The sequence below is a fragment of the Bradyrhizobium sp. AZCC 2262 genome (genome assembly GCF_036924535.1).
In the GTDB taxonomy this organism is placed as follows: domain Bacteria; phylum Pseudomonadota; class Alphaproteobacteria; order Rhizobiales; family Xanthobacteraceae; genus Bradyrhizobium.
The window spans coordinates 1930877-1944108 of record NZ_JAZHRT010000001.1; the positions used below are offsets into that span (position 1 = coordinate 1930877).

The following is a 13232-nucleotide window of genomic DNA, read 5'->3' on the forward strand; positions in this document are numbered from 1 at the left end:
CTTATTTTGACGCGTTTTCTTCACGCGAACCGGTACCCACTTCGCTCGACAACGCTATCGCACCGTCACCGCGGCAGCTTCGCGATCGCCTGGCTGAGCTCGTGGATTTCGTAGGGCTTGCGCAGGATGGGAAAATCACCGCGCACGTTCAGCGCGGCGTCGCTGTAGCCGCTGGCCAGCAGGATCGGCAGTCCGGGCTTGGTGGCCTTCAGGTGGCGCGCCAGACCGAGGCCGTCCATCTTGCCGGGCATCACGATGTCGGAGAAGACGAGGTCTATCCCGTCGAGTTCGATTTCGCGCAAGGCCGCTTCGGCATTCGCCACCCTGCGGACGGTGTAGCCGAGCTGTTCGAGCAGGCTGGCACTGACGGAGGCGACCTCCGGATTGTCCTCTACCAGCAGCACGGTGCCGCTGCCGCCGATATCCACTGTATCGGTGGCTTCGGCCGCGGGCGCGGCTTCCTTGCGCGGCAGCAGGATCGTGATCCTGGTGCCCTTGCAGAGTTCGCTCGCCACCTTGACCGTTCCGCCGGCCTGATGCGCGAAGCCATGAACCTGCGATAGTCCGAGACCAGTACCCTTGCCGATCGGCTTGGTGGTGAAGAAGGGATCGAAGATCTTGCTGAGGATATCGGGCGCGATGCCGGCGCCGGTGTCCTTCACTGAAATCGCGACTTGGCCGCCTACACCAGCCTCGCCGCCGCGGCTGTCGTTGTGTGCCGATATGATGATGACGCCGCCGGCGGCCATGGCGTCACGCGCATTGATGACGAGATTGACCAGCGCCGTCTCGAACTCGGCGACGTCGACCATGACCGGCCAGACACCCGGGACGACGTCGAATTGCAGCGTCACCGCGCTGCCAACGGCGGCATCGAGCACTTCGCGCATCGCATCGATGCGTTCGGCGACGTCGACGGCTTGCGGGTTGACGCTCTGCCGCCTTGCGAATGTCAGCAACTGGCTGGTGAGGGAGGCGCCACGCCTGGTCGCCCCTTCGATCGCCGATAGCGCCCGCTGGCTCTTGGGATCGTCGCCAACCGTCTTCCTCAGCGTGTGAAGACTGCCGCTGATGATCATCAGGAGATTGTTGAAATCATGCGCCACGCCGCCGGTCAGCTGGCCGAGCGCGTCGAGCTTTTGCGATTCCGCGAGCTGCTGATGCATCTGCTCAAGCTTGAGCTGCGCCTCGCGGCGCTCGGTAATGTCCCGGGTGATCTTGGCGAAGCCGACGAGCTTGCCGTCCTCGTAGATGGGGTCGATGATGACGCTGGCCCAGAAGAAGGTGCCGTCCTTGCGGACGCGCCAGCCGTCCTCCTCGTAGCGGCCCTGTTCCCGGGCAATGCGCAAGGCGCGGAGTGGCTTGCCGTTGGCGCGGTCGGCTTCGGTGTAGAAGCGGGAAAAGTGCTCCCCGATAATTTCGTCAGGCGCGTAGCCCTTGATCCGCTGGGCACCGATATTCCAGCTCGTCACCACGCCGCCCGGATCCAGCATGTACAGCGCGTAGTCGGTAACGCCTTCAACCAGGAGTCGGAAATTACGTTCGGATTCGAAGAGATCCCTTTCTTGTTGTTGATCTTTCTTGAACATCCGACTGCCCGTTTAAGAGGCGCAAACGCGCAAGGCGCCAATTGGTTCCCGAAAAATCGGTCTTTTTAACGAAACGGTCCGTTACGCCGGCGAAACGGAACGTTTCGCCGAGCCAACCACACTCCTGAACGTCGCCGCCAGCGTCCGCAACGCCATGAGCTTGGCGGGATCGCTGACCTTCGAGTGCAGCATCACCTTCGAGGAAGGAAGCCGCGGCAGCCCCTCGGCCGGCCCCATATCGACCAGTCCCGGCGGCGCGATCCGGCGGGCCAGCGGCGCGACCGCAAGGCCGGCCAATGCGGCTGCGACCACGGCGGTGACGCCGCCGCCGACAAAGCTCTCGCTCCAGGTGATGCCGGCCTTGTCGAGGGCGCGGATGGCCAACGCGCGCACGCCACAGGGCGGGGCGAGCGTCGCCAAGGGCAGCGTCTCGCCGCGGCGCCAGACCAGGCGTTTAACGGCGAACCAGCCGAACTCATCCACGGTCAGCTTCTCGCCGCCGCGGCGGCTGCCCTCCTGCCGCACCACAACGGCATCGAGCTCGCCGGCATCGTAGGCATCCAGCATCGCGCGCGAAAAGCCGATCGTCACGGACAGCGCCAGTTGCGACGACATCGCGTGCAGCCGTTCGAGCAGCGGCACTAGTTCCGGTCCCGCGGCGTGATCGGAGATCCCGAGCGACAATTGCTGGCGCGCGGGCCCTTCGCCCGACAGCGCGCGGTCATGCGCCTCGATCAGCGCGCGGCCGTTGGGCAGGAACGCTGCACCCGCGGCGGTCAGCGCCACCGCCCGCGGCGAGCGCTCGACCAGCCGCTTGCCGACCACGCTCTCCAGCCGCTGCAGCTTCATGCTGACGGCGGCCTGGGTGGTGCCGAGCGCCTCGGCGGCGCGGGTAAAGCTTTGCAGTTCTGCGACCAGCAGGAACGCCTGCACCGTATCGATATCCAGCGTGCTCATGCTATCATCAAGGATTATTATCACTGTTATGAACAGAGATAAGATACCAAAATGATGGCCGTGGGTCTAGATGGATGGGAGCGCGATGCCAGCGCGCCCCACCGAAGGAGAACGACCATGCCGCTTATATCAGTCACCTATTCCAGCGTTCGCAAGTCGCCGTCGCTGAAGGCGGAAATTGCCTTCGCCGTCAGCGATCTCACCGCGCGAATCCTGCGCAAGGATCCCAAGGTCACCGCCATCATCGTGAAATCGGTCGATGCCGCTGATTGGTTCGCCGGCGGCCGATCGCTCGCCGAGCAGAGCCTCGCCAGCTTCTGGCTCGACGTTCATGTCAGCGAGGGCACCAACACCAAGGACGAGAAGGCGGCCTATCTCGCAGCGCTGTTCCAGCGCATGGGCGAACTGCTCGGGCCGCTGCATGAGGAAAGCTACGCCCATGTCGACGAAGTGAAGGGCGATGCCTACGGCTTCGGCGGTCTCACCCAGGAGCGCCGTTACATCGCCGGCAAGCTGGAGGTGGCGCCGCAGAAGGCCGCGGCGTGAACGTCAGTGGGGTGCGTGTCACGTTCTTAGCGCTCCCAATACGGCCGCCGTCGCGGCGACACCCGAGAGAGCAATCACGGTTGCGCGCCAAAGCAGTTGTTGCCGCGCCGCGCGCCGATCCTGGAACGCCAGCCAGTCCCGGACAAAGCCGGCCGGAACGTCCTGCACGACGTTGCGCCGGTTAGGATGCCGGGTTTCGTGATCTACGAACATGGCCCGCACGTTCGCCACGCCCAGATGGTCAAGCTCGCGATTCCATTGCAAGGCGTTCGCATTGTTGGTCCACCGGTTTTCGAAGGGAAGTCTGTGCGTCGTCATCGCGACCTCCTCTGCACACCGCTGCCTCTGGATATGTGGCCCCGCTCGCGGGAGTGGAAGACCTCAGGGCGGGTGGGGGACGTCTCAGGCCGTTGCCTCCGGCAGGCGGGCGCTCGTGGCCCCGAACACGTCTTCAAACGCCCGCCGGAGCGCGACGTCGACGTCTTCCATCGTCACGGGCAGGCCGAGATCCACCAGCGAGGTGACGCCGTAGCGAGGATCGATGACGCCGCAGGGGACGATCGCGGAAAAATGCGCAAGCTCCGGCTCGACATTGATGGCGATGCCGTGGAACGACACCCAGCGCCGCAGCCGAACGCCGATAGCGGCGATCTTGTCCTCATAGCCTGCGCCCCTGTCCGGCCGCCTGACCCAGACGCCGACGCGATCCTCGCGACGTTCGCCGCGCACGTTGAAGGCGTCGAGCGTGCGGATGATCCATTCTTCAAGGCCCGCCACGTAGGCCCGCACGTCCGGCCGCCGCCGTTTCAGGTCGAGCATCACATAGGCCACCCGCTGCCCCGGACCATGATAGGTGAGCTGGCCGCCGCGGCCGGTGGTGAATAGGGGAAACCGCGGATCGAGCAGGTCGCCTTCCTTGCCGCTGGTGCCCGAGGTGTAGAGCGGGGGATGCTCCAGCAACCACACCAGCTCGGGTGCCTTCTGGTCGGCGATATCAGCCGCGCGTGATTCCATCTCGGTCACGGCATCGGGGTAGGGGACGGGACCTGCCGAAATCCGCCATTCGACCTCGCCGCCGCCCTCGGCTTGCGCGAACGTCGTCAAATCAAGGCTTTGGCGGTCATTAACCATTGGCTAACCATAACGTGGTCAGGTGGAACCACACCAATTTAGTCCCCCTTTGGCGGTTTCGAAGTGGCCACCCTCGATAAAGTCAGCGTCGATCTCATGGTGGTGCTCGGCACCACGACCATGCCCATCCACCAGGTGATGCGGCTTTCCCGCGGCGCCATCATCGAACTGGACGCCACCGAGGCGGACGAGGTCAAGATCCTCGCCAACAACCTTCCGGTGGCTTCCGGCGTGGTGCTGGTCGATCGCAACCGTATCGCGGTCGAAGTCAAGCAAATGCTGCCGAAATCGCCTGATGTCAGGTAGTTATTCAAGCGCAAAACTGCCTTGTCCCCCCATCCCTGATTTGTTACATCGGCGCCGTTGATCCGGCGGACGCTAGTCCTTCCAGCCGGTATCCCAAGCGCTCGTGGCGGAATTGGTAGACGCGCTGCCTTGAGGTGGCAGTGAGTAAAATCGTGGGGGTTCGAGTCCCTCCGAGCGCACCAAGGGCATAAGCCATTGATATAAAAAGGTATTTTATCGATTTATCTACTCCTCGCGCGGCTTGGTGCAGCGCTCGTCGTTGCATCCTTATTTGAACCAACCTCCCACGAAAACCGCCATCTCCTCACGAGACGGTAATGGCGTAGCCCAGCGTAGAAATTCGCGGCTCGTCTGATCCCAGCGCCCGAATGCGCGGTGCCTGCGCAACGCCGACCGCCTTCGGTTCTCTCGAGAGCGCGAGTCCTTCTGTCGTGATCACATCCGCTTCGGGTAGTTGCTGCAGTCATCGGTGCCGAGCGAGACGGTGTCGGAGAGCGGCCCCGAAGTTGTAAGATTGCCAATAAAAAGTTGTGCTGATATTATTAATCTACTTAATGTTGCTATTTTATCCCAGGAATTGAGCCTTCGATGCTAGGAAGGGTCTTGTTCCGATGTCCATCGTCGTCTTTTTTGATCTTGGCGATACGCTCGTCATTCCGCGGTTGTCGGATAATGGTTCGTTGCTGGAGTTGAAGGTGCTGCCGTTCGTGCCTGACGTTCTCGACAAGCTTCGGGGTACGGAAGTCAACAACATGAAGTTGCGCCTGGGAGTCATCTCCAACACCGGAGAGGAGACACTTGCCAGGATGCACGCCATGATGGCGGCAGCCCGATTGCTCGATTTCTTCGACCCGACGTTGTTGCTGTTCAGCTCCGTTGAGGGGATCGACAAACGTCAGAAGCAGTTTTTTGAACGCGCAGTTCAGCGTTCGGGCGCACGGCCGGAGCAGTGCATCTATGTCGGCGAGGATGAGGCCGAGCGCGGGACAGCCGAAGCGGCCAGGCTTCGTACATCATATCATCCACTGCACGTTTTCCATGTGATCGATCTGATCGCCCAGGGGCATTGAATCTTGTCTGCGGGAGCGGCCGTCGTCCTGGGGCCCGTTGAGTATCGCCATCGAATCGATGCTTGAGGTTGGTAAGAAGCCGGCGCCTCTCAAATTTCCGTCACGCTCGTGACCGCGGCGAAAGAACAGACATCGCCGATGGTTCGAAGCTAGACGCGTAGACTATGGCCCCAAGGCCCACTGACCAACATTGCCTCGCGCCGAATAATGACGCGTGTGAACTATACCACACACGTAAAGCGATTTCTCAGATACGATCGCTACCGGGTGTCCAATTCATACTGACACTCAAGCATTCTTGAATGCAGGCGTCTTGGATCTCATCCAGCTCGGAACCGAGAGTCTGTGCAAGACTCGTTCGGCGATAGCGGAGACGGAGTTGCTCGACTTTTTCAACCCGCCGTAGTCGCTATTAGGTTTTGTCGAGGGAGTTGACACACACCACCAGCGATTCTTTGAGCAGGCTAACCATTGTTGCAAAATGGAGGGAATAGTCATGGCATCTCAGAAAGCGCAAGCAGTATCCAGCTCGAAAGCAGGTGAGGTTTCCATAAACCTCGACAAGTTGAACGCCGCACTCCAGGGAGCCATCGCTGAATCTTTGCGCCAGCTCGCGCAGGAACCGCGAGGGACTGCGAAGATCTCGGTGGTGAAGACCGTGGCACCGGCAGAGGTAGAGGCAGAGAGAATCCAGATCTACGAAGATGATCCGTTCCTTGAGGCGGTAGCTGGATCGAGGCCCGTCCCTGCCGAGCCGCTTCCCGCCGACGAGCCCACCAACACACAGGCGTCGCTCCAGATACAGATCATCGACGCCGAACCGGATCCAGAAATTTATGAGCCTTCCACTCCGGAATTCCGCTACTGGGACTTGGATTCCGGCTTGGCCCGGGCGATCAACTTCTGGGGTCCGTTGCTTCCCGGCGGCACGCAGTGGTCAACCGATCAGCAGCCGATGCAGGTCAATCTGGATGAGGGGGAGGACTTCAACGCCTTCTATTCTCGAGAGACTGGCCTCAACTTCTTTCATGGACTGGTCGATAAAGTCGCCCCGCCCGTGACGGTATTCTCCTGCGCAAGTCCGGACGTGTTCTGCCACGAGGGCGGGCACGCGATCCTCGACGCAGTGAAACCCGAACTCTTCAACACGATGAGCCTGGAGGTCGCCGCCTTCCATGAGTTTTTCGGCGACGCCAGCGCGATGCTCTCCAAGCTCCAATTGCCGTCGCTACGCGATTTCGTGCTTCAGCAAACCCGCGGACATTTGAGCTCGAATTCGCGACTCTCCCAGCTCGCGCGTCAACTCGGCTGGGCCATCCGGGTCCAGATCGGTCCCACAGCCGTGGACCGGGACTGCCTGCGGAATGCCTCCAACAACTTCTTCTACAGGAATCCCGCCAGCCTGCCGCCAAGGGCTCCCGCCACGCAGCTTTCCTCGGAGCCGCACTCGTTCTCTCGCGTATTTTCCGGCGCGTTCCTCGACGTGCTGGCAGCCATGTTCAAGATCGGCCCAGCCAGTTTTGCCGGGACCGACTCGGAGAAGCTTCTGGCCGTCTCGGTCGACGCAGGCAAGCTCCTCATCGAGGGCGTGCGGGTGGCTTCGGTGACGCCGGGCTTTTACAGCCAGGTGGCCGCAGGAATGATCCAGGCCGATCAGGCCCTCACCGGCGGGCGTTACCGGGCGGCCCTTACGAGCAGCTTTGTCCAGCGCGGGATCCTCTCGCCCACGGCAACCATGTCCCTTGTTCGGACCCTGCGGGAGCACAGCGGCTCCTTCGGTGTCACCGGTCGTGCTCCGAGTGGTCAGCAGCTTCAGTTCGACAACGAGGGCGATGGATACAAGAAGACCGGGCGAGACACCCCGAACCTTCCGCTCCGGCCGCTCGCGACCCGCTTCGGCATCACCCTGCACGTTCACATGCCGGTGGAGGGCGCGCGCTTTCCTGTAGCGGCGGCCGCCCTGGCAGGCGGAACGCAAGACATCTCGAGCGCCGAGGAGGATGCCCGTTCCTTCGTCGAGGACCTGATCCAGCGTGACAAGATCTCTCACAAGGGAGCTATGGACGTCATTCCTGTCGAGCTAACCTCTCCAGGCGAAGCTTCTCCCCATCATAAGACTCACTACATGGTTCGTGAGGACGGAAAGACAGTCCTCAAGCGTCTTCACTTCGACTGTGGGTTCTGTGGCTGCAACCATCGCCATTGAGCGTTCCCGGCCGGCATCCGCTCTCTCATCGGAGCGGGTGCCGTCGCGTCGGTCCGGATCCGTTGGATTTCGCGGGTGAGCCATGGTAAAATAGGTCAATAACGAGGAGAGCCGATAGTGGTGACCGAGGCTCCCAAGCCGCAATCCGAGCAAGACAAGGAGGCGCGGCAGTTCATCGAAACGCTGGAGAAGACCGGGCAGCTCGTCGACGTCGATGAGCATCAGGATACGTCTCGGTTGCCGGCGAAGGTCACGCACGTCCGCTACCCGGACGGCACCGTCAAGCGCATCCGCTTCACTGGCCCTGGATACCAGTGAACAATCAACATCTCGCTGTCACAGCGATCACGACCGCCCTCCGAGCGCACCAATGGCATAAGTCATTGTTACGAAGAATATTTTCTCGATCTTCTATTCCCAAATTGTTGCCCGCAGCGAATTCTGGAATGCTCTTCCACTAACTCATCACTGCGGCAACCAGCAGCCAGGCGCCCGCGGCCACACATGCAATTCCGGCAGCACGCGCGATCCATCGTCCGACCGACGTAAGTTTCTCCAAAAGGACAAGCAGCGCCAAAAGCGCAATCCAAAGCACGTTCATCACCCCGACTACGAACAAGAGCGCCATCAAAACCCAGCAGCAGCCGACACAATAGCCTCCGTGCCGAAGCCCCAGCAGCAGGCAGCCTCGCACGTGGTTCTGAAAGCCGCCGTGGCGCATCAGGAACAGAAACGGCGACTGGCATTGGGCGAGACAGACGTCCTTGAGCGGGGTCCATTGATAGACTCCCGCCGCGATCAGTACGATTGCGCCGAGAAGGTTGCTGGCGATCGCCATCTGGGAATCCAGCAAGGCTGCCCAATCGATCACCCATTGGAGAAAGGTGGCTGCCAGCGAAAAGCCGCTCCAGGCGAGGAGATAACCGGCCGCAAACCAGCCAGTCGCGGCGAACGGCTTGCCCTGCACTTTCCACTGTCGTCCCACCCGGGCGTACATGAGGATCATGGGCGCCGCCGAGGGCACCATCATTCCGACCATCATCACCGCCCACATCAGGAACACATACGCGAACTCGATCGCTCGCCATGGCTCGTTGGCCGGCAACATGATTCCGATCCCGGCCGGGATCATGCGGAACCCGGTCATGTCCATGCCGCCCATGTCCATGTCGTTGGCGAGCCAGAGCGTATAGCTCCATGCCAGCGCGACAATGATACCGATCGCGCCGCCGACGACCCGGCGATCGCGCCGAAGCACGATTTCCAGGGTGCTGTCGGTCATTTGCGATTGACGTTGCCGGCCTTGTCGCAAGGTCGGTATCAGGAGTTGCATCAGGCCTGGTTCGACCAGCGGATTGGCGCATAGAGGCCGTTCCTGCCGGAATTATCCCAGCGCATGCCATGATCGCTGAACGTATTGCCGGCGGCGCCGACTGCCATCACCATCCTGTCGGGGCTGACCGGATGGCCGATGTTCGCCCACATTTCGCCGCTCGGATGCATGGTCGGCAACGGATCGACGGACATGTGCAGAATGCCCGGGATTTCCGCGGACCGCGTCTTGCCGTCGATCCGGAATGTGATTGGGACCTTCCTCACCCCGAGGTTCTTGCTGATCAGCGGTGCGAACGCCGCCATCGGACCACCGGCGGCGCCGGTGAAGATCGCAGCTAGAGCCTCGGTCTGCTCATCGTTGGCGCGCTGATCGATATAGGCGGCCACCGACCAATCTCCGTCTGCCATGACCCCAGGTGCGTGGAGGATAACCAGGACATTGAGTCCATCGAGCACGATGTCGCCATAGCGACCACTTTCGATGTGGAAGATCAGCGGTACGTTACAGAAGCCCTCGGTCGGTCGCGCGGTCAACGGCGGGGCCGCCGACACGAGGCAGGGACACACGATGCTGCAACTGCAATTCTCGAAATAGTCACCGGAAAGGTGCCATTGGACGTCCGCCATCGCTCTCTCCCGCTAGGCTGAACCCGATTGCTTTCGAATGAACTACGTGTAGTTGAAAATTACGCCGCGCGGGGAAGTACCGCAAGCCGATTCCACTATCGAAATACGCCGAAGAAAGGCGAGGTGGACGTTGCTAGTGCCGGTAGAACTCCTTCTTCGGATTTCAAAGGTGCGCAGCCGTACTCGGCGAAGCGGAACTGTTAGGGTGCAGCATAAGACGAGATCAGACGATTTGGGTGCATGTCGGAAGCGCTGTCCTGAACGTAGGAAGCCCCCGTAATCACTGGGCCCGGCAGGGCTCGAACCTGCAACCAGACCGTTCTGAGCGGGAGGATATCCGCTAGATTCGTTGATTTTACTGTCGCGTTTGTTGCGTTTTGGCGAGGTCGTTTCTGGTGCGGCGGTGCTCCAGCTTTCGGCCGCCAGCCAGCGATTAGTCAGCCGTCAAAACGTCTCGGTAATCTTGCTCAGGCGAGGGGGGCGATCCGGGTCAAATCCGCAGGCGCGCGCCGTCTGCTCGATGATCCGATAGGCTGGAACGAGCATGGTGATCGGGTCGGTAGCGGGGTCATCCTCAGTCAACCAGGGCAGCGAGCCATGCGGTCCACCGCATAGATGCAGCGCGATCTTTTGCTCCCGCAATTCTGCTGCCAGCGCGTCCACCGTGGCCGCCGTTTCATCCATGAGGCGCATCATGACAACCGGCGTGCGCGATGATAACGCGGCGCGCGGCCCATGCTGCAGCTCGGCTGCGCTCAGACCAATGGACGGCAGGCGCAGGATTTCCGAAATTTTGAGCGCGATCTCCCGCGCCGAGCCCAGGCCCAGGCCCCGCGCCGCCACAAACACAGCGGACGCCTTGGCGAGATCATCGGCAATCGCGGACCAGTCGAGCGCGAGCGCGCGGTGCAGGCGCTCGGACAGCCGGTCGAGGGCAGCCCGCAGCGCACGATCTTCCGCCAACTCGGCAACAAGTGCTGCGCTAGCGGCCATCGAGCCGATCACGGTCTTGGTCGCCGCTACAGAGTGCTCTTGGCCGGCTTCGATCGGAACGACGAACTCCGCTTCGTCAGCAACCGGCGACGACGTTGCATTGACGATGGCGATGGTGCGGGCGCCAGCGGCGCGCGCCGACCTGGTCGCCGCGACAAGATCCGGGCTGCGCCCGGATTGCGAGATCACGATGAACAGCGCGTGGCGCAGTATCAAGGGCGTACGAAATGCCGTGATCACCGAAGGAGCGCTGGCTGAAACGGGAAGGCGAAGCCGCGTCTCGACAAGGTATCTTAAGAAAACCCCGGCATGCCCAGAGCTTCCCCGGCCGCACACGACGCACAGCGGGGCGGAGCCAATCCCAATTCGCTGTGCAATGTCGCGCGTGGCGTGGCGGTTACGAACAATGTTGGCGACAACATCCGCGCTTTCGCCGATTTCGCTCGCCATCGCGGATGTTGTCACGGCTCAACGGCTCCGCCGTGCTTGCGCGCCGCCATTGCCTTGGGATGCCGGTCACGATGCGGGTCAGGATTCTTGGCGAGCGTGGCAAACACGCGCCGAAGGTTGCCGTCACAGTTTTTCAGAATGGTCTCGGCATCAACCTTGTCGATTCCCGACGCCAGAAGGACTGCCGTCTTGATGTCTCCCTCGGCCAGCTCGAGCGAGCGTGCCGCGTGCGACGGATCACAGTGCGCGATTTGCGCCACCATGGCCTCGGCGCGTCGCTTCAGCTTGGCATTGGTCGGCGGCATGTTTACCATCATGCCGCGGTACACCCGGCCAAGCCGCAGCATGATCCCCGAGGAGATCAGATTTAGCACAACCTTCTGCGCGGTGCCCGCCTTCATCCGCGTTGAGCCGGCGATCAGCTCCGGGCCGGTCTCGATCAAGATCGGAAACCTTGCCGATGCCAGCAGTGCGGTGCCGGGGTTGTTGGCGACACCGATCGTCACAGCGCCGAAAGAACCCGCCCGCTGCAGCGCCGCAATCGTGAATGGCGTTGTGCCGCTGGCGGCAACCGCGATCACCACGTCGTGCGACGTGAGCCGCGCTGCGTCGATCTGTATCACCGCATCGTCGACATCGTCCTCCGCGCCCTCGATGCTGGTGACGAACGCGCTATCTCCGCCGGCAACGATGAAGCGGACGCGCTCGCTGGGCCAGGCGAAGGTCGGCGTCAGCTCGGCGCCGTCCTGGACCGCCACGCGGGCCGAGGTGCCGGCGCCGACATACACGATGCGTCCGTGATCGCCCAGCGCCGCTTTGGCCGCTTCGGTCGCCGCAGTGATCGCGGGAAGGGCATGGCCGATCGCCGCGACTGCCGCAAGCTGGCCCTCCCACATCGCTTCCATCGCTGACGTCAGCGACCATGCGTCAAGATCGGCAAAGCGGGGATCGACTTCTTCGGTAGCCATATGATTGATCCATGCTCCATCAAACGCGGAACTTTGAAGCCAGTTCATGGTCAGTTTCTCTCTTGGGCAGATCAAGCCGCCCTCGCGCCACCAGCAACGCGCCGGCGGCCGCGTCGGCGTCAGGTCGCCTCAGGCGAGCGCGCAGGTCAGGTGTCAGCCAGGGCGTAATGGCATCCGCGAGCCCGCCCACCAGCGAGAGCCGGTCAATTCCTCTCGCCAGGAACAGATCGAGCAGATCGCCAATGGCATCGGCCGCGCGTTCGACAATGCGACGACCGACCGGATCGCCTTGATTGGCGTGCCGCAGCACGATCGGCGCCAACGCAGCGTAGTCCGTGGCCCTGGCTTCTTCAGACCAGGCTACCGCCTGATAAGGATCATGATCGAATGCGCCGAGCACCTCTGAAAGCAGTGGGGTCAGCTCACCGCGGCGATCCGCGGCCCGCAGCGCCAGTCGAACAACCTGCAGGCCGATGTCGGCACCGCTGCCTTCGTCTGAGACGGGAAAGCCGTAACCGGCGAGACGGATTTCGCGGCCGTCGATCAGGCCGACTCCCACCGAGCCTGTGCCGGTTACCACGATGGCCCCGTCCGTGCCGCTATGGGCGCCAAGACAGGCCGCCAAACCGTCGCTGATGAAGATGGCGGACGCGAAGGGATGCGCGATCTTGTTGAGCGCCGCTTCCGCGCCCCGGCGACCAAGACCGGCAAGGCCAATTCCGGCGTGCATCCGCGCGAAATCCTCGCGCGTCAGTCCGGCCTGTGCGGCTGCCGCTTCAGTAGCCTCCATGATGGACCGCCAAGCCTTCTCAAAGCCAATCCGCGTCGTCGCAGGCCCCGAACTCGCTTCACCGAGCACCCTGCCGTTTTCGTCCTCGATCCGGGCGCGGCAACGGGTTCCGCCGCCATCAATGCCGAGATACGTGGTATCGTTTGTTCCCATGGAAAGTTAACGCGAAGGTTTCGCTCCGGGTCCTCAGAAGGCCCCTTGGTGTACATATGAAGTCGCGTACGTGACTCGCGTCACGAGTCCGTGACCGTCATTCTCGGATCA

At 62.1% G+C, this 13232-nt stretch carries 14 protein-coding genes and 1 tRNA gene; 6 read left to right on the plus strand and 9 right to left on the minus strand.

Translation table 11 applies throughout. The annotated features are described in order from the left end of the window. Window positions 1–65: 65 nt before the first annotated feature. Window positions 66–1589, minus strand: coding sequence for a PAS domain-containing sensor histidine kinase (locus V1283_RS09105; RefSeq protein WP_334386092.1), 1524 nt, complete (start codon window positions 1587–1589; stop codon window positions 66–68). An 81-nt stretch (window positions 1590–1670) separates the two neighbouring features. Further along, window positions 1671–2546 (minus strand): LysR family transcriptional regulator, encoded by an 876-nt coding sequence (locus V1283_RS09110; RefSeq protein WP_334386094.1) that lies wholly within the window; start codon window positions 2544–2546, stop codon window positions 1671–1673. Between the two features lie 117 nt (window positions 2547–2663). On the opposite strand from V1283_RS09110, the gene V1283_RS09115 reads away from it, so the two are divergent. Continuing rightward, window positions 2664–3092 (plus strand): tautomerase family protein, encoded by a 429-nt coding sequence (locus V1283_RS09115; protein ID WP_334386095.1) that lies wholly within the window; start codon window positions 2664–2666, stop codon window positions 3090–3092. 18 nt (window positions 3093–3110) lie between these two features. On the opposite strand, the gene V1283_RS09120 is transcribed toward V1283_RS09115, so the two are convergent. Together V1283_RS09120 and lipB are read right to left on the minus strand one after the other, a co-directional pair. After that, window positions 3111–3410, minus strand: a complete 300-nt coding sequence (locus tag V1283_RS09120; protein ID WP_334386096.1) for a hypothetical protein — start codon at window positions 3408–3410, stop codon at window positions 3111–3113. 84 nt (window positions 3411–3494) lie between these two features. Then, window positions 3495–4223, minus strand: a complete 729-nt coding sequence (lipB, locus tag V1283_RS09125) for a lipoyl(octanoyl) transferase LipB (protein WP_334386097.1) — start codon at window positions 4221–4223, stop codon at window positions 3495–3497. 63 nt (window positions 4224–4286) lie between these two features. Between lipB and V1283_RS09130 the strand changes: the two genes are divergently transcribed. The 5 genes from V1283_RS09130 to V1283_RS09150 all read left to right on the plus strand — a co-directional run bounded on the left by V1283_RS09130 (window position 4287) and on the right by V1283_RS09150 (window position 8123). After that, complete coding sequence (locus V1283_RS09130) at window positions 4287–4529, plus strand: FliM/FliN family flagellar motor switch protein (RefSeq protein ID WP_066505938.1); 243 nt, start codon at window positions 4287–4289, stop codon at window positions 4527–4529. A 97-nt stretch (window positions 4530–4626) separates the two neighbouring features. Continuing rightward, window positions 4627–4711, plus strand: a tRNA-Leu gene (locus V1283_RS09135). Between the two features lie 429 nt (window positions 4712–5140). Then, on the plus strand, window positions 5141–5599 hold the full coding sequence (locus V1283_RS09140) for a hypothetical protein (protein ID WP_334386098.1): 459 nt from the start codon (window positions 5141–5143) through the stop codon (window positions 5597–5599). A gap of 496 nt (window positions 5600–6095) precedes the next feature. Then, window positions 6096–7805: a hypothetical protein gene (locus V1283_RS09145; protein ID WP_334386099.1), complete on the plus strand. Its 1710-nt coding sequence runs from the start codon at window positions 6096–6098 to the stop codon at window positions 7803–7805. A 120-nt stretch (window positions 7806–7925) separates the two neighbouring features. After that, a complete protein-coding gene (locus V1283_RS09150; RefSeq protein WP_334386100.1) occupies window positions 7926–8123 on the plus strand; it encodes a hypothetical protein in 198 nt (65 codons plus the stop codon). 139 nt (window positions 8124–8262) lie between these two features. Here the strand turns inward: V1283_RS09150 and V1283_RS09155 are convergent, their stop codons facing one another. The 5 genes from V1283_RS09155 to V1283_RS09175 all read right to left on the minus strand — a co-directional run bounded on the left by V1283_RS09155 (window position 8263) and on the right by V1283_RS09175 (window position 13121). Next, the gene (locus tag V1283_RS09155; protein ID WP_334386101.1) at window positions 8263–9087 is read right to left on the minus strand and encodes a DUF2182 domain-containing protein; all 825 of its coding nucleotides are present in this window, start codon (window positions 9085–9087) and stop codon (window positions 8263–8265) included. A gap of 50 nt (window positions 9088–9137) precedes the next feature. Next, window positions 9138–9767, minus strand: a complete 630-nt coding sequence (locus V1283_RS09160; RefSeq protein ID WP_334386102.1) for a DUF1326 domain-containing protein — start codon at window positions 9765–9767, stop codon at window positions 9138–9140. A 444-nt stretch (window positions 9768–10211) separates the two neighbouring features. Next, entirely contained in the window at window positions 10212–11210 is a 999-nt protein-coding gene (locus V1283_RS09165) for an SIS domain-containing protein (protein WP_334393007.1), read from the minus strand. A gap of 11 nt (window positions 11211–11221) precedes the next feature. Next, complete coding sequence (locus tag V1283_RS09170; RefSeq protein ID WP_334386103.1) at window positions 11222–12178, minus strand: N-acetylmuramic acid 6-phosphate etherase; 957 nt, start codon at window positions 12176–12178, stop codon at window positions 11222–11224. A gap of 19 nt (window positions 12179–12197) precedes the next feature. Then, on the minus strand, window positions 12198–13121 hold the full coding sequence (locus V1283_RS09175; RefSeq protein ID WP_334386104.1) for a BadF/BadG/BcrA/BcrD ATPase family protein: 924 nt from the start codon (window positions 13119–13121) through the stop codon (window positions 12198–12200). Window positions 13122–13232: the final 111 nt, after the last annotated feature.